Source organism: Promicromonospora sp. NPDC023987 (assembly GCF_040639055.1).
Classification (GTDB): Bacteria; Actinomycetota; Actinomycetes; order Actinomycetales; family Cellulomonadaceae; genus Promicromonospora.
On record NZ_JBEZZF010000094.1, the window covers coordinates 1 to 15,669 of the forward strand.

General features: G+C 70.9%; 13 protein-coding genes. 6 read left to right on the forward strand and 7 right to left on the reverse strand.

Annotated elements, in window-relative coordinates; translation table 11 throughout:
• A partial coding sequence (locus AB0F40_RS25365) for a helix-turn-helix transcriptional regulator (RefSeq protein WP_357474475.1) occupies positions 1-954 on the reverse strand: 954 nt, incomplete at its 3' end.
• 142 nt (positions 955-1,096) lie between these two features.
• On the opposite strand from AB0F40_RS25365, the gene AB0F40_RS25370 reads away from it, so the two are divergent.
• Positions 1,097-2,107, forward strand: coding sequence for an MBL fold metallo-hydrolase (locus tag AB0F40_RS25370; protein WP_357474477.1), 1,011 nt, complete (start codon positions 1,097-1,099; stop codon positions 2,105-2,107).
• A gap of 90 nt (positions 2,108-2,197) precedes the next feature.
• Here the strand turns inward: AB0F40_RS25370 and putP are convergent, their stop codons facing one another.
• Positions 2,198-3,700, reverse strand: a complete 1,503-nt coding sequence (gene putP / locus AB0F40_RS25375) for a sodium/proline symporter PutP (protein WP_357474480.1) — start codon at positions 3,698-3,700, stop codon at positions 2,198-2,200.
• Between the two features lie 543 nt (positions 3,701-4,243).
• Positions 4,244-4,543: a hypothetical protein gene (locus tag AB0F40_RS25380; RefSeq protein WP_357474483.1), complete on the reverse strand. Its 300-nt coding sequence runs from the start codon at positions 4,541-4,543 to the stop codon at positions 4,244-4,246.
• A 137-nt stretch (positions 4,544-4,680) separates the two neighbouring features.
• Here AB0F40_RS25380 and AB0F40_RS25385 point away from each other — a divergent pair, with 137 nt between their 5' ends.
• Complete coding sequence (locus AB0F40_RS25385) at positions 4,681-4,920, forward strand: GAP family protein (RefSeq protein WP_357474486.1); 240 nt, start codon at positions 4,681-4,683, stop codon at positions 4,918-4,920.
• 91 nt (positions 4,921-5,011) lie between these two features.
• Here the strand turns inward: AB0F40_RS25385 and AB0F40_RS25390 are convergent, their stop codons facing one another.
• Complete coding sequence (locus AB0F40_RS25390) at positions 5,012-6,757, reverse strand: DUF222 domain-containing protein (protein ID WP_357474489.1); 1,746 nt, start codon at positions 6,755-6,757, stop codon at positions 5,012-5,014.
• 209 nt (positions 6,758-6,966) lie between these two features.
• On the opposite strand from AB0F40_RS25390, the gene AB0F40_RS25395 reads away from it, so the two are divergent.
• Positions 6,967-7,710 (forward strand): hypothetical protein, encoded by a 744-nt coding sequence (locus AB0F40_RS25395; RefSeq protein WP_357474492.1) that lies wholly within the window; start codon positions 6,967-6,969, stop codon positions 7,708-7,710.
• Between the two features lie 40 nt (positions 7,711-7,750).
• Here AB0F40_RS25395 and AB0F40_RS25400 read toward each other — a convergent pair whose 3' ends face one another.
• Positions 7,751-8,944: a DUF4143 domain-containing protein gene (locus tag AB0F40_RS25400; protein ID WP_357474494.1), complete on the reverse strand. Its 1,194-nt coding sequence runs from the start codon at positions 8,942-8,944 to the stop codon at positions 7,751-7,753.
• A gap of 170 nt (positions 8,945-9,114) precedes the next feature.
• Positions 9,115-9,621 (reverse strand): tRNA (cytidine(34)-2'-O)-methyltransferase, encoded by a 507-nt coding sequence (locus AB0F40_RS25405; RefSeq protein ID WP_357474497.1) that lies wholly within the window; start codon positions 9,619-9,621, stop codon positions 9,115-9,117.
• Positions 9,622-9,933: 312 nt separating this feature from the next.
• Between AB0F40_RS25405 and trpS the strand changes: the two genes are divergently transcribed.
• Positions 9,934-11,112 carry a tryptophan--tRNA ligase gene (gene trpS / locus AB0F40_RS25410; protein ID WP_357474500.1) on the forward strand — a complete coding sequence of 393 codons (1,179 nt, stop codon included), beginning with the start codon at positions 9,934-9,936 and terminating at the stop codon, positions 11,110-11,112.
• A gap of 122 nt (positions 11,113-11,234) precedes the next feature.
• On the opposite strand, the gene AB0F40_RS25415 is transcribed toward trpS, so the two are convergent.
• Positions 11,235-13,154, reverse strand: a complete 1,920-nt coding sequence (locus AB0F40_RS25415; RefSeq protein WP_357474509.1) for a phosphoenolpyruvate carboxykinase (GTP) — start codon at positions 13,152-13,154, stop codon at positions 11,235-11,237.
• Positions 13,155-13,362: 208 nt separating this feature from the next.
• Between AB0F40_RS25415 and AB0F40_RS25420 the strand changes: the two genes are divergently transcribed.
• Complete coding sequence (locus AB0F40_RS25420) at positions 13,363-14,850, forward strand: helix-turn-helix domain-containing protein (RefSeq protein WP_357474503.1); 1,488 nt, start codon at positions 13,363-13,365, stop codon at positions 14,848-14,850.
• 43 nt (positions 14,851-14,893) lie between these two features.
• On the forward strand, positions 14,894-15,595 hold the full coding sequence (locus AB0F40_RS25425; protein ID WP_357474506.1) for a hypothetical protein: 702 nt from the start codon (positions 14,894-14,896) through the stop codon (positions 15,593-15,595).
• The last annotated feature ends 74 nt before the right edge of the window (positions 15,596-15,669 follow it).

Below are 15,669 nucleotides of genomic sequence, written 5' to 3' on the forward strand. Positions count from 1 at the left end.
CTCCGAGCAGATGCCCGACGGCGAAGATGTGTGCCATCCGCGCCGTGATCCACGTCTCCACTGGATGTGAGTGGTCCGGGCGCCCCAGGTCGTGCCGCCGACGACCTGCGCCAGCAGCGAGACCGCCTCCGCCGAGGGAGTACCGGGCGGCGTCGTGTGCGTGACGAGCGTCTGGTCCGGGTGGTCGATGGACCGCAGGGTCTGCTGCGTGACGGTGAGGGTGCCGACCAGAGGATGGCGCAGCGTGTAGTCGGCGGTCGCGCAGGCCCTGACCTTGTGGTCGCCCCACAGCGCGGCGAACTCCGTGCTGGTCATCGAGAGGGTGCCGATCAGCGTCGCCAGCTCGGAGTCACCGGGGTGCTGACCGACGGTGAGGCGGAGATTGCCCACCACGGCCCGGCTCTTCGCCCGCCAGTCGGCGTAGAGCTCGCGCGTGTCGGCGTCGAGGAACACCAGGGACGCCATGTTCGGACGGGCTCCCGGCGTCGTCGGGGCACCGGGCTCCAGGTGACCGGCGAGCAGGGCGTGCCCGAGCGGGTTCCAGGCCAGGACGTCGCTGCGGCGCCCCATCACGAGCGCCGGCACGCCGGTGAGCGAACCGAGGAGTGCCGCGAGGGCCGGGTCGACCTTCTCCGGCGCGCTCCGCTTCGCCGCCCGCTGCGTGCCACGGCCGTTCGCGAGCCGCTGGAGGTGGGCGCGCTCGGCGTCGTCGAGCTGCAGGGCGGTGGCCAAGGCGTCGAGCACCTCTGGCGACGCGTTCCGGGACTGGCCCTGCTCGAGGCGCGTGTAGTACGAGGAGCTGACCCCCGCGAGCAGCGAGAGCTCCTCGCGCCGCAGCCCGGCGACCCGGCGGCGCTCCCCGTAGCGGGGCACGCCGGCGTCCTCCGGGGTCAGGCGCGCGCGGCTCGCACGCAGGAAGGCGCCGAGCGTGTCGGTGGGGGCGTCAGCGGGCATGGCGCCAGTCTCGCGCACGAGCGCGGACGGTGCCTGACCCTCCCGGGGATAGGCACGGGCGGGTCTGGCGGACCGGGTGCGTTCCCGGCGACCGTTGGTCCGGGCCGCGACAGGGTGTCGACGGCGACGGACGGAGAGCCTGATGACGCAGAGCATGACGCAGAGCATGACGCAGAGCATGACGGAGAGCATGACGCAGAGCACGACGCAGAGCACGACGACGGAGCCCGCGACGAGCGACCACCTCGTCGTCGGCGAGGTCACGGTGAGCCGGGTCGTGGAGAGTGTCGGCAGCATCGGCATGAACCCGAGCCAGTTCTTCCCTGGCACGGACCCGTCCGCGTGGAACGGGCACGAGAGCGAGCTGCGCCCCTACTTCCTTCAGGACGACGGCCCGACGACGATGGAGAGCACGTCACGTGTGGCGATGCAGACCTGGATCATCCGGAGCGCGGGCAGGACGATCCTCCTGGATGCCGCGGTGGGGAACGACAAGGACCGGCCCGACGTGCCCAGCTGGTCCCACCTGCAGACCGCCTACCTCGACGACCTGGCCGCGGCCGGGGTCGCCCCGGAGAGCGTCGACATCGTCGTCAACACGCACCTGCACGCTGACCACGTGGGCTGGAACACCCGCCTCGTCGACGGTTCCTGGGTCCCGGCCTTCCCGAACGCCGAGTACCTGATGCCGGCCGAGGACCTGGCGTTCTGGGACCCGGCGCACGGCAACACGACGGTGATGGGTGCCGGTGCGCACGGGGTCTGGGCCGACAGCATCGCACCCGTGCTCGCCGCAGGCCAGGTCACCGCGTGGACCGGGAGCCACCGGATCGACGACGCCCTGACGCTGGAGGCGGCGCCGGGCCACACGCCCGGCGCCTCGATCCTCCGGCTGGCTTCCGGGGGCGACGAGGTGCTCTTCGTCGGGGACAGCCTGCACAGCCCGGCGCAGGTCGTGGACGTGCACACGAGCAGCTGCTTCGACGAGGACCCGGTGCAGGCCCACCGCACCCGCGACCGCCTGTTCACCGAGGCAGCGGACCGGGGCCTGCTCCTGCTGCCCGCCCACTTCGGCGGGCACGGCGGGTTCCGGGTGGCGAAGGACGCGGACGGCTTCCGCATCGTCGGCTGGGCGGGGCTCACGGCGGTCTGAGCAGGCCGACCCCACCCGCTCGGCAGGGCCGCGCGGGTGGGGTCGGTCAGGTCAGGTTAGGTCAGCTCAGGTCCGGCTGCGGAGCCGAGCTCAGGGCGCGACGGACCTCTTCGCCGACGCGAGGCGCGCCGCCTCGGCGAACTCCTCCCGGACCGACTCGGACGGTGCCGGGGTGAGCAGGCTGACGACGATCGCGACGAGCCCGCCCAGCACGAAGCCCGGGACGAGCTCGTAGAGCGTGTCGGCCAGCGGGGACCGGCCCCAGGCAAAGGCGACGACGGCGCCGACGACCATGCCGGACAGCGCACCCCACTGGGTGAGGCGGCGCCAGTACAGGCTCAGGATCACGATGGGGCCGAAGGCCGAACCGAAGCCGGCCCAGGCGAACCCGACCAGGTCAAGGATGCTGTCGGTGCGGTCGAACGCGATGATCGCGGCGACCACGGCGACCAGCAGCACACCGGCGCGGCCCAGCATCACCTCGGTGCGCGGCGTCATCGCCCGGCCCGTGATCTTGACCAGGTCCTCGACCAGCGCCGAGGACGAGACGATGAGCTGGGACGAGATCGTCGACATGATCGCCGCGAGGACCGCGGCCAGGACCAGGCCCGCGATCAGCGGGTGGAACAGGAGCTGCGACAGGTACAGGAACACCGTCTCCGGGTTGTCCAGCGTGTCACCCTTGACATTGACGTAGGCGACGCCGATCAGTCCGGTGAGGACCGCGCCGAGGGCGGTCACGATCATCCAGCTGATCCCGATGCGGCGTCCGGCGACGGCGTCCTGCGGGGAGCGGATGGCCATGAACCGCACGATGATGTGCGGCTGGCCGAAGTAGCCGAGCCCCCACGCGGCCGCGGAGATGATGCTGACGGCGGACGCACCGGCCAGGAACGACAGGTGGTTGGTCGCACCGACGGTCTCCGCGGCGAGGAGGCCCTCGCGGACCGGGCCCCAGCCGCCGATGTCGATGAAGGCGATGATGGGTACGGCGATGAGCGCGATCAGCATCAGGATGCCCTGCGCGACGTCGGTCCAGGTGGCACCGAGGAACCCGCCGAACAGCGTGTAGGCGAGCGTCACGCCGCCGACGACCCAGATGCCGGTCGTGTAGTCGAACCCGTACGTGCCCTCGAAGAACGTGCCGCCGGCCACCATGCCGGACGAGACGTAGAACGTGAAGAACACGAGGATGATCACGCCTGACGAGACGCGCAGCAGGCGCGACGTGTCGTGCAGCCGGTTCTCGAAGAAGCTCGGGATGGTGATCGAGTTCTTCGCCGTCTCCGTGTAGGCGCGCAGGCGCGGCGCCACGAACTTCCAGTTGAGCCAGGCGCCGATCGTCAGGCCGATGGCGATCCAGGCCTCGACGAGCCCGCTCACGTAGATGGCGCCCGGCAGGCCCAGCAGCAGCCAGCCCGACATGTCCGACGCACCGGCGCTGAGCGCCGCGACTCCCGGGCTGAGCCGCCGGCCGCCGAGCATGTAGTCGTCGAGATTGTCCTTCGTGCGGCGGAACGCCGCGTAGCCGATACCCAGCATCAGTGCGAGGTACGCGACGATCGCGATCGTCTTCCAAGCCTCGGGGGTCATGGAGTCGCTCCAGTTCGTTGCGGAAAAAACTTACGTGCGATTGCACTTGAGCCCCGAAAGTGTGGCACGAACTGCCGCCGACAGCTCACACCGGTCGCCGGACCGGCTTCGGCGCTGGACCGGGCCCATGGCCGCTCACCCATTCTGGGTGAGGCCCCGCCCGGTTGCTCCCGCAGCATCGAACCCTGCACGCGCAGCCTGCGTGCGGTGCACACCAGGGGAGGGACACCATGAGCGAGGCGGCCGGGCCACACGGCGCCGGGCCACACGCGCCGGGCCGAGCGACGCCGGACCGAGCGACGCCGGGCCGCGCGACGCCGGACCGAGCGACACAGCCCGGCTCGCCGCGCTCGAACGGAAGAACGCCGAGCTCCGTCGGCGCGTCGCCGAGCGGCAGGACAGGCCCGACGGCTCGCGCGGCCCGTCCGCCCGGCGTCGTGGGCGGAGCGCGGCCGCCGTCGTCCTGATCGTCGTCGGTGCCCTGCTGGCGCCCGCAGGCGTCGTCGCGGCCTGGGCGGAGCGCACACTGACCGACACCGACCGCTACGTCGCCACGGTCGGCCCCCTGGCGGAGGACCCGACCGTCCGGTCGGCGCTCGCGGGTCGGCTGACCGAGGCCGTGATGACGCGGATCGACGTGGGCGCGCTGGTCGACGGCGTCGTCGCCGGCCTGGCGGAACGGGACGTCGCGCCGCGCGCGGCGACGGCGCTCACCCGGCTCGAGGCGCCGCTGACAGCGGGGTCGAGTCGTTCGTCCGCCAGACCGCCCTTGGCCGACTGGCGTATCCGCGACCCGAACCGTATCCGCGACCCGAACAAAGACGCGAGGTCGTGGGTGCTCACGCCTCATCGTCGGCAGCGGGCGGATCCGCTGGGTCACCCTGTTCGGGTGACGCTTGCCGTGGCGTCGATGCCTAGCGTGGCAGGACATCGGCAGGTCGTCGGCAGGGATCCGTTGGCGGGGATCTGTTCGGACGGAGGTGGTCGGTGCGGGTGCTGCGATCGGTCAGTCGCTGCCCGTCGCGGCGCTCGTGTTCGCGGTGGTGGCCAGCGCCGGCGTCGTCACGCCCGTCGTCATCTACTTCTCCATGGGCGCCCGGGCCGCCGGGGTCCTGGACGAGCTCAAGTCCTGGATGATCCGCAACAACGCGGCCATCATGGCCGTGCTGCTACTCGTCCTTGGCGCGAAGATGCTCGGTGACGGTATCTCGACCCTGTGAACGGTGGAGGGACGAGGGCACCAGTAGGTCGGCACGCCTGCGCTGCTCGACACCCTGTGCAGGCGCCGTGCGGGGGCCCGGAGGCTGCGGGTCAGGCAGCTTCGGCGTCCGGCGGGGGTAAGGCCTCGATGGCTTCGGGTAGGTGGATGCGATGCCCGCGGGCGTCGGTGAAGGACCACCCGGTCTCCACCAGCGCCCCGACGACGGTGGTCGTGCCAGTGGTGGTGGTGTCGGTGGCGGGCTTGCCGGCCCAGTGCATGACGATGCCACGCGCGTCCACCAGCTGATGATGGAACCAGCACAGCAGCGCACTGTTCGCCACCGACGTCTGGCCGCCGTCGGCCCAGTGCCGTACCGCGTGGTGGACCTCGCATCGGGACGGTGGCTGGTCACACCCCGGATACACGCAGTGTTTGTCCCTGGCGATCACGGCGCGACGCATCTGCCCGGTCACTGTCCGCTGCGCGCGCCCGACATCGAGAGCCGCACCATCCGGCCCGAACACGATCCTCGTGACCGCACTGTCACACGCCAACCGGCGCAGCAGCGCGCGTGGTGCACGGCCACCGGTCTCGGTGAACACGGGGCCACCCGCTGACAGCAGCCCGGACACCGATAGCGTGCCCGCGCCCCAGCTGGGGATGTCCGAGCCTGCCGTCGTCGTACCCGTGGTGCCTGTTGCGCTTCCACCGGCCGTACCGGGGTCGCTCACCCCCGCCGCGCCCCCGCCTGCGCCACTGCCTGTCTGGTTGCCGCGGGTGGGTGTGTGTCCGCAGGTCAGGCAGAGGCCGTCGCGGGTGCGGGTGACCTGGGTGACCAGCTCCGTCCAGGACACCGTGACGTTCAGGTGTGGTGGTATTGCCGCGCCGGGTGCGGCTTGGTTGGTGTCCAGCACTATCCGCGCCACGTCTGCCAGGCCCTGTGCCCGCTGCTGGGTGGACGTCCTGGTGTCCTCCGCAGCGGGCGCACCCAGCACCGCGGTGAGCGCTGTCTGAACCAGCAGGCCGTGCTCGTCGGTGAGGAACCCCGCCACGTGATACCCACCAAAGGTCTTGGCCAGGTCCAGGAACTCGCCCTGCGCGGCCTTGTCGTCGTCGGTGTCGTCGGTGTCCGGGTCGGTCACGGTCGCGAACCGGCGTGCCACGACCCGGAACTGGTCCGCGTTCAACGAGCCGGCCTCCCGCAGGACCAGGCCCTCCCCGGTCACCAGCGTCCCGTCGGCGACCGCACCCTCCAGCACCCGCGTGATCTGCTCACGGGTGCGGTCACCATCGGGGTCATCCACCGGGTCCGGGAAGTCGACCGGCACGGTCTGCACGAACCGCTCCGGCGTCGTCGTCTCACCCGTACGGGTATCGATGAGCCACGCCAGGGCGTCGGTGCGGGTCTCGCTGGTCGGCGCGACCTCCGTCATCACCCGCGCGTGATCCACCCCCAAGGTCCCTGCGACCAGCCGTTCGCGCGTCACCGGCAGTGCCGTGGCCAGCCGGCGGGCCATCGTCATGTCCTTGCTCGCCGTGGCCGCGGACACACCCTCACGCAGGCGCAGCCAGGACGTGAACGTGCGGGCCATCCCGCTCGACCGCCACGAACCCTCGGCCTCGATCCGCGGCAACAGGGTGTACCGCACCCCGTCCAACCGGCCGGTCAACCGACGGACTCGGGAGTGCGCCTCGACCAACCGGCCGATGCTCGGCGCGTCCCACCCGTCCAGCGCCTCCGGACCAACCAGGCCCGCCAGATCGCCCAGCGCACCCTCGATCCGCGCCAACGCGTCCTCGATCGAACCCGCGGGAGGCAGACCACCGGCCGCCATGCCATCCGTCGACTGCTCCACTGGTCCCACCCCCGATCCGTTGTCCGCTCACCCCATTCTCTCGAACGTTCGTGCGATCCGCAGGGGCAAACAGGAATCTGTGGATAACTTTTCACGGCGTAGCGAGGTGCGACTCGGGTGAGGCCGAGACGTGGGACCTGACTGTGGCTGACGGGATCTCCTGATCCCCGCTTGACCTCAACTGGCGTTGAGGTTGTTGGCTGAGTCGCATGGAGATCATGAGCGTCGACACGGTCACCCGGTCGACGGCGGAGACCGCTGCGTACTACGAGAGCGTCCTGGGGCTACCGGTGCGGAAAGAGATCGGGGCGGTGGAGGTGACCGTCGGACGGTCGGTCATCCGGTTCCGGGAGGACGCAGCTGCGGTGGGCGACCAGCACTACGCCTTCCTCGTCGACGACGCGCGGTTCGACGCCGCCCGGGCCTTCCTCGCAGCGGGCCCCGGCCTGCTGGCCGACGGTGACCGCACCGAGATCGAATCGCAGCTGGCCTGGAACGCGCGGTCCCTCTACTTCCCGGGCCCGGACCGGTCGGTGCTGGAAATCATCGCGCGCCGTGATCTCCCCTCAACGCTGGGTGCCGGGTCCGCGTCGGTTGCGAAGGCCTCGAGCCTGCACGGGCCCGACATCCAGCTCGTCCCGTTCGGCCCCCGCGACCTGCTGTCCGTGAGCGAGGTAGGCATCGCGGTACCCGACGTCGTCGGTACCGCCGACCAGCTTGCCGCGGCCGGGATCGGTCGCTACCCGGACGGGTCCGAGACGTTCTCCCCGGCCGGGCACATCGACGGCATGCTCATCGTGGTCAGCTCGGGGCGCACGTGGTTCCCGACGTCGGACCGCGTGGTGGGCGAGCCGCCCGTCACGGTGATCGCGCAGGCAGGAGCGGCGAGCCCCGGCGTCGTGCCCGGGAGGTATGAGCTTGCCCCGGGTCGGGTGCTGGTCGTCCGGCCGTAGGTGGCGGCACGATCGCAGGGGTAGCACTGGCCGCTGACTGTCAGACTGCGCCGAGGTGCCCGAGAGCAACGACATTGATGCCGTCGGGGCGGGTGTAGCTGGCGGCTCCGGCGGTGAGGATGTTGAGGGAGGCTAGTTGGCCGGAGCGCTTCTCGGAGACCTTGGCCGCGAGGTTCGTGAGGTTGTGGGCGGCGAGCTCGATGTTCTTGGCACCGCCCATCTTGACCTCGAATGCAGACCAGCGGCCATCGTTGAGCTCGACGATCGCGTCGACCTCCAGGCCGACCTCATCGCGGTAGTGGTACACGGAGCCGGCGAGCTGCTGGGCGTAGACACGCAGGTCTCGGATGCACATCGACTCGAACAGCAGCCCCAGCGTGTTGAGGTCGTCGAGGAGCATCCGCTGGTTTGCTCCCATCGCGGCGGCCGCGAGCGACGGGTCGATGAAATGCCACTTGGGCTGGGTGCGTAGTCGGACCTTTGAACGCAGGTGTGTGGCCCAGGCGGGTTGCTCCTCGATGACGAAGACACGGGAGAGGGCGTCGAGATACTTGCGGGCCGTCTGCGCGGAGACGCCCGTGTTCGATGCTCCGATCTCGGCCTCCTTGCTGAGCTTCGTTGCAGATATCTCTGTCGAGACGTTGCGGGCCAGCGCGCGGATGAGGGCACGCATGCGCAGAGGGTCCGCTCGGAGATCAGCATGAGGCAGATCGACGCGGGCGACGTCGTCCAGATAGCTACTGAGATATTCCTGTGCCGAACGGTTCGGCTGTGCGACGAGGGCCGGCCACCCCCCACGCACCAGAAGGTCGGCGTACTCCTCGACGGTGGGGCCACCGACTCCGGCGATCTTCGCGCCGTCGAACAGGTCCGCGAGGGTGAAGGCTTCTGTGCTGTCGCCGCTCTCGGCAAGCGTCATGGGACGGAGCGTCACGCGGCGGAACCGACCCGCGCCGCTGTGGCGGGTGATGTCATCGGGAGGCGTCGCTGACCCGGTCAGGATGAACTGACCCGGGACTGTGCGCTGGTCGACCTCGTGGCGGACCGCATTCCATAGTGTCGGCGCGAGCTGCCATTCGTCGATCAGTCGTGGAGTTTTGCCGGTGAGGACCGTGCTTGGTGAGGTCTCGGCCAGAGCGGCGATCTCAGGCGACGCGTCCAGGCGGATGCTGCTGGTCGCCACCTGCAGGCCTGTCGTGGTCTTGCCTGCTGCGCGCGGCCCCTCGATGATCACGGCGCCGAACGTGGCAAGGGCGTCGTGCACGATCTGGTCGGCGATCCGCGTTCTGTAGCCATTCACCCGGCGACGTTATCACTCGTGCGAGGATCTCAGTATCACTTCTGCGATCATTCCGATATCACTTCTGCGAGGATCTCAGTATCACTTCTGCGATCGATCGCGCCTCACGCGCCCTCCGCGAACCCCGCCTGGCGCCACACCTCGTACACCGCTATCGACGCCGCGTTCGTCAGGTTGAGCGACCGTCGCCCGGGCAGCATCGGGATCCGCAGCTCGTCGGTGACGCGCGGGTGGGCGAGCGCTTCCGGCGGCAGCCCGGTGGGCTCCGGGCCGAACAGCAGCACGTCACCCGGCCGGTACTCGACGTCGGTGAAGCGCGTGGTCGCGCGGGTCGTGAACGCGAAGACCCGCGCTTCCGGCAGGGCGTCGAGCGCCGTGTCGAGCGACGGGTGCACGTCCATGACGGCGAGGTCGTGGTAGTCGAGGCCCGCCCGCTTCAGCTTGGCCTCCGACAGGTCGAAGCCCAGCGGCTCCACCAGGTGCAGCCGGGCCCCGGTGACCGCTGCGAGCCGGATCGCGGACCCGGTGTTACCGGGGATGCGGGGCTCGAAGTAGACGATGTGGGCGAGCGGGGACTCGGGCAGCACGGAGGCGTCAGGCGGTTGCGGCACAGCCCCATTCTCCCCGCCCGACGCCGGGCGGTCATGCTTGGTCCGCTTCGACCATGTGATCTGGCCTGCTCCGGGGCGCTGGACCATGCCGCACTGCATGCTGGAAGCGGACCTTCGCCGACCGTCCTTGCCCGACGCCGACCGCCCGCATACTCTGAGCGCATGACGCACGGGCTCAACTGGTGGCGGCTGCACTCGCAGCCGTGACCTGACGCGCCCATCCGCACAGAATTCCCGAGCTGCTCACCGCAGCCCGGGACTTTTCTGTGCCCGACGCCGTTCGTGGGCAGCTCCCTGACCAAGGAGACCCACATGTCCGTCACCGCTACACCCGAGGCGACCACCCCGCCGGCGACCACCCCGCCGGCGACCACCCCGCCGGCGACCGCACCGCCGTCGGCCACATCCCGCGAACCGGTCAGCTCCACCCGCTCCGCCACGGCGGCGCGCGAACGCACCGCCGTGCTGGAGGACCTGATCGTCCGGAACCCGGGGGAGTACCGAGTCCTGACCGGGGACCGGCCCACTGGAGCACTGCACCTGGGCCACCTGCTCGGCACCGTGGCCAACCGCGTGCGCCTGCAGAACCTTGGCGTCGAGGTGTTCCTCGTCGTCGCCGACTACCAGGTCATCACCGACCGGGACGACGCCGGCGACCTGCCCGCCGTCGTCCACGAGGTGCTGCTCGACTATCTCGCGGCCGGCCTGGATCCCGAGCGCAGCACCGTCTTCACGCACTCGGCCGTACCCGCGCTGAACCAGCTCGTGCTGCCGTTCCTGTCGCTGGTCACCGTGGCCGAGCTGGAGCGCAACCCCACGGTCAAGGCCGAGGCGGCCGCTGCGGCAGAGCGCGGCGGCCGCGGAACGAGCGGCCTGCTGTTCACCTACCCGGTGCACCAGGCCGCGGACATCCTGTTCTGCCACGGCAACCTCGTGCCGGTCGGCGAGGACCAGCTGCCGCATCTCGAGGCCACCCGGACCGTGGCCCGCCGGTTCAACCAGCGCTACTCGGCCGCCCAGCCGTACTTCCCCGAGCCGGACGCGCTCATCGCTCCGTCCCCGACCGTCCTGGGCAACGACGGGGCCAAGATGTCCAAGTCACGGGGCAACGCCCTGGAGCTGCGGGCCACCGAGGACGAGACAGCGGCGTTCTTCCGGCGCGCGAAGACCGACGCCGACCGGGCGATCACCTACGAACCGGAGCGGCGGCCCGAGATCGCGAACCTGCTCCGGATCGGCGCGCACTTCACCGGGACCTCGCCCGAGGCGCTCGCCGACGAGGTGGGCCTGGCGGGCGCCGCGCGCCTGAAGGCGGTGGTGACCGAGGCGGTGGTCGAGGGTCTGCGTCCCCTGCGGGCCCGACGCGCGGAGCTAGGCGCCGCGGGACCGCGCTACCTCGCCGAGGTGCTGGCTAGGGGCAACGCCCGGGCGAACGCGATAGCCGACCGCACGCTCGACGACGTCCGCGGCCTGATGGGCATGCGGTACTGACCGCGGGCAGAAGAGATCCCCGGCCGGGATGCCTCAATAACCCGGCCGGGGAACGTGGTTCGGGCGGCTGACGGCGCGACGGGGTAGCCACCCGAGAGCGTCGCGCCGTCAGCCGCCCGAAGTCAGCGGGCCAGGCGCTCCCTGAGAGCGTCCAGCTGGGCACGCAGCGCGGCCGGGGTGTGGTCGCCGAACCGCGCGAAGAACTCCTCGGTCAGCTCGGCCTCGGCCAGCCACGGCTCGGTGGGGACATCGAAGAGCGCCGCCAGATCGGCGTCGGACACCTCGATGCCGTCCAGGTTCAGCGTGCCCGGAGCGGGCAGGTTGCCCACCGGGGAGGGCACGGACGTGTCGGTGCGCAGACCGCGGCCCGCCTCGACCTGGCCGACGATCCACTCGATGACCCGCGAGTTCTCGCCGAAGCCCGGCCACAGGAAGCTGCCGTCGTCGCCCTTGCGGAACCAGTTGACCTGGAAGATCTGCGGGCGCTTCGACTCCTCGATGCCCGCACCGACGTCGAGCCAGTGCGACCAGTGGTCGGCCATGTTGTAGCCGCAGAACGGGAGCATCGCGAAGGGGTCCCTGCGCAGCTCGCCGAGCGCGCCCTCGGCTGCGGCCGTGCGCTCCGACGAGATCGTCGCGCCCATGAACACGCCGTGCTCCCAGCCGAACGACTGCGCCACGAGCGGCACGTTGGTGGCGCGGCGGCCACCGAACACGATGGCGTCGACCGGCACGCCGGCCGGGTCCTCCCAGGTGTCCGCGATCGTGGGGCACTGGGCCGCCGAGACCGTGAAGCGGGAGTTCGGGTGGGCGGCGGGGCGCTCGTCGGCGTCGGCGGGCGTCCAGTCGTTGCCCTGCCAGTCGATGAGGTGCTCCGGCGCCTCGGGCGTCAGGCCCTCCCACCAGACGTCGCCGTCGTCCGTCAGGGCGACGTTGGTGAAGATGGTGTCGTGGTCGAAGGTGGCCACGGCCGTCGGGTTGGTGTCGATCCCCGTGCCCGGCGCTACGCCGAAGAAGCCCGCCTCCGGGTTGATGGCACGCAGGGTGCCGTCGGGTCCCGGGCGCATCCACACGATGTCGTCGCCGAGGGTCTCGACCTTCCAGCCCGGGATGGTGGGCTGCAGCATCGCGAGGTTCGTCTTGCCGCACGCGCTCGGGAAGGCGGCGGCCAGGTGGTACTGGCGCTGCTCGGGCGACGTGATGCGGATGAGCAGCATGTGCTCGGCGAGCCAGCCTTCGTCGCGCGCCATCGCCGACGCGATCCGCAGCGCGAAGCACTTCTTGCCGAGCAGTGCGTTACCGCCGTAGCCGGACCCGTACGACCAGATCTCGCGGCTCTCGGGGAAGTGCACGATGTACTTGGTGTCGTTGCAGGGCCAGGCGACGTCGGCCTCGCCGTCGGCCAGCGGGGCGCCCACGGAGTGCACGGCGGGGACCCACGGCTGCCCGGCGTCGATCAGCTCGAGGATCTCGTCCGAGACGCGCGTCATGACGTGCATCGAGACGACGACGTACGGCGAGTCGGTGATCTCGACGCCGACCTGTGAGATCGGGCCGCCGACCGGGCCCATCGAGAACGGCACCACATACATGGTGCGGCCCTTCATCGAGCCCTCGAAGACACCCTCCAGCTCGGCGCGCATCTCCGCGGGGGCCGTCCAGTTGTTCGTGGGTCCGGCGTCCTCCTCGGCCTCCGAGCAGATGAAGGTGCGCGACTCGACACGCGCGACGTCGGCGGGATTGGAGCGGGCCAGGTACGAGCCGGGGCGCTTCTCCTGGTTCAGCTCCACGAGCGTGCCCGCTGCCAGCATCTGGTCGATGAGGCGCTGCTTCTCGTCGGCGGAACCGTCGCACCAGACGATCTCGTCCGGCTGCGTGAGCTCGGCGACGGCGGCCACCCAGTCGCGCACGCCGTGCTCTCCTGCGGGCTCCGCTGCGTGCGCGGTCGCCTCGGACGACGTGGTCGAGCCCTGGCCGGCCGTCAGCTCGGAGACGAGCTCGGCGACGAGCCGGGTACGGCGGGGGTTCGCGAGGACGGACATGTGCGCTCCGATCGTCATGCGGCGAGCCACGGTGGCGGGCTTGCTTCCACTCTGGTGTGCGGATCTGTCCGATTTCCAGTCCATGGGCTGTCAAGAAACGCTGATCTTCACGTAGTGTGAAGTAGCGGGTTCTTGTTGGCCGCTCTCGGGTTTCTCGGGGTGACGGCCGTCACACGAACGGCCATGACACGGACGGAGGGAGGACGACGTGCCGAGCTCGAACGAGGCGACCTCGCGCGGCGAGACCGATCTGATCACCCTGGGCCGGCGCATCCGGCACCTGCGCACCACGCAGGGGCTCACCCTCGACGCGCTCGGCGAGAAGGTGGGCTCGGCGCCGAGCCTCCTGTCCCTCGTGGAGAACGGGCGGCGCGAACCTCGCCTCGGCCTCCTCCGGTCCGTCGCGGAGGCGCTCGGCGTGCCGATGAGCGAGCTGCTCAGCGCCGAGCCGCCGTCGCGCCGTGCGGCCCTGGAGATCGCGCTCGACCGGGCGCAGCGCGGACCGCTGTTCACCACGCTCGGGGTACCCGCCGTCAAACCCAGCCAGAAGCTGCCGATGCCCGTGCTGGAGCAGCTCGTCGGCCTGCACGAGGAGCTGGCCCGGCGCGAGCAGCTCGCCATCGCCACCCCGGAGGAGGCGCGTCGCGCCAACACCGAGCTACGCCTGGAGCGGGAGGCCCGCGACAACCACTACCCGCAGTTCGAGGCGGTGGCGGAGCAGCTCGTCAAGGCCGCCGGGTACACGGGCGGCGCCCTGACCCACCGCACGGTCGCGCGGATGGCGGAGCAGATGGGCTTCACCCTGCTGCACGTGGACGACCTGCCCCGGTCCGCGCGCTCGGTGACAGACCTGCACAACGGACGCATCTACCTGCCCCCGGCGTCGACCCCCGGGGGGCACGGGCTACGGTCGCTCGCGCTGCAGGCGCTCGCGCACCGGGTGCTCGAGCACGACCGGCCGCGCTCGTACGGCGAGTTCCTGCGCCAGCGCGTCGAGATCACGTACTTCGCCGCCGCGTGCCTCGCGCCACAGTTCGTGGCCGTGCCGTTCCTGGAGGCACGCAAGCGGGATCGCGACCTCGCGGTCGAGGACTTCCGCGACGCGTTCGGCGTCACGCACGAGGCCGCCGCCATGCGGCTCACCAACCTCGCGACGCATCACCTCGGCATCCCGCTGCACTTCCTGCGGGTAGGGGCCGACGGCGCACTCTTCCGCGGTTACGCGAACGACGGCCTGCCGTTCCCGCAGGATGTCACGGGCGCCATCGAGGGGCAGCTGATCTGCCGGCGGTGGGCCGCGCGCGAGGCTTTCGAGCGGCGCGACCGCGCCACCGAGTTCTACCAGTACACCGACACCCCGGCCGGGACGTTCTGGTGCTCCACCCAGACGGGCTCCATGTCGCCGTCGGGCGGGCCGGACGGCGGGTCGGGCGCGTTCTCGATCACCGTCGGCGTGCCCTATGCCCATGCCAAGTGGTTCCGCGGGCGGGACTCGCAGGTGCGGCGCAGCTCCGGCTGCCCGGACCCGGCGTGCTGCCAGCGCCCCGCGCCCGAGCTCACGGACCGCTGGTCGGGCGAGGCCTGGCCGTCGGGGCGCATGCACCAGCAGATCCTCGCGGCCCTGCCGCGCGGCGCCTTTCCCGGTGTGGACGACGCAGAGGTCTACGCCTTCCTGGACAAGCACGCGCCCGGCTAGAACCGGCTGCTCCCGTCTGCGTGACGGGTTAGCGTAGTCAACCGTGGCATCGAACCTGGCTTGTATCGGACTGGACGTCTGGCGACGTAGCGACTTTCGCGACATGGTGGCGGTGGCCCGCTCCGAGGCGGAGACCATCGCCAAGGACGGCGAGGTCGGCGTCCACATCTGGACCGACGTGTCCGGCGCCCGGCTGATCATCACCACCGAGGGCGACCTGGTCCGAGTGGTCACGCCTACGTTCTACGCGGCGCCCGGTGCCGTCATCTCCGAGCCGCAGGCGGTCGACGGCGGGCTCGTGCTCGCCGAGCTCGTGAACGCGCAGGACGAGGTCATCACCGAGATCGCCTGCCAGCTCGAGGAGCTCGCCCTGCTCGGTTCGGCGACACCGCCGGTCGAGGGCCCGGTGTCCGTCGTCGTGCTGGGCAACTCGGTGCGGGTCACCGGACGGGCCGACGGGCGGGCCGACGGGCGGGCCGACGGAGCGGCGCCCGGCCTGGCCTTCGAGCCCACCGGGGCCTACGCCGTGTCGACCGACGCCGTCGCGCAGCTGACCGGTGTGGTGCTGGCGGTCGAGCAGCGCACGGTGAGCCGCACCGGCCAGGCCTTCACCGCCGCGCGCGTGCAGACCGACGGCTTCCAGGTCACGCTCTGCGTCCCGGCGGGTGACCCGACGCTGGCCCCGGGCGACGTCGTCGAGGTGCAGGGATACGTGGTCGCCTCGATCCCTGCCCTACGCGACTGAGGCCGTCCGTCGGCACTCCCCTTCGAGGCCTAAGTTTCTTCGCTTTGAGCCGTCTCAAAGCGAAGAAACTTAGG